An 825-nucleotide genomic window follows, 5' to 3' on the forward strand; every position below is an offset into this window, starting at 1 on the left:
TTGTATCATTAGTCACCGTAATTTTTACCTTCGCCGTAGCACAAGGAGAAGAAGCTCCTTTGACACAGATCCTATAGGTTACCTCATAAGTATTAGGGGTTGCATTAGCTGGCACCTTGATCTTACCATCAGGATCGGTGGTAAGGTCGGTAAGGCCGCCATTATTGTCAATAGAGATATCTACATTGTCCTTAGTGGCTGGGTTGCCGTCCACTGTATCATTGTTCAATACGGTTACAGTACCTCCTTTACCTACAGTTACCTCAGGGTCATCGTTGGCTTCGATGGTATGGATCACATCGGAAGTTACGGTAATCTTCACCTTAGCAGTATCACAAGGAGTACCATTCTGTTTCTCACAAATCTTATAAGTCACCTCATAGGTACCTTCTGTAGCGGTAACTGGCACTTTGATCTTGCCAGTGGCAGGGTCTATCTCTACACCAGTAAGGCCTCCATTGTTATCAATAGTGGTGGTCACCTTATCCTTGGTTACAGGTTCTCCATTGAGTCTGTCGTTGGAGAGGACTTCTACCAAGCCGCCTTTGGCAACGGAGGTATTCGGATCATCGTTGGCATTGATGGTCGTGGTCGGAGCCGCATCGCTCGTTACCTCTATCTTCACCTTAGCGGTATCACAAGGAGATGCTTCTCCTTTAACACAGATACGATAAGTCACCTCATAGGTACCTGAAGTAGCACCCGCTGGCACTTTAAGTTTTCCAGTAGCTGTGTTTACCTCCAAGTTGCTAAGACCTCCATTATCCTCTATGGTCATATCCAGTGCCGTTGGAGTGGCAGGGTTGCCATTGACTTGGTCATTGC

Annotated in this window: 1 pseudogene; it reads right to left on the reverse strand. The window is 46.5% G+C overall.

From position 1 onward, the window contains the following. Positions 1-825: pseudogene (locus tag HMPREF1551_RS14020) on the reverse strand (hypothetical protein); the annotation flags it as partial.

The sequence above is a fragment of the Capnocytophaga sp. oral taxon 863 str. F0517 genome (assembly GCF_000466425.1).
Taxonomy (GTDB): domain Bacteria; phylum Bacteroidota; class Bacteroidia; order Flavobacteriales; family Flavobacteriaceae; genus Capnocytophaga.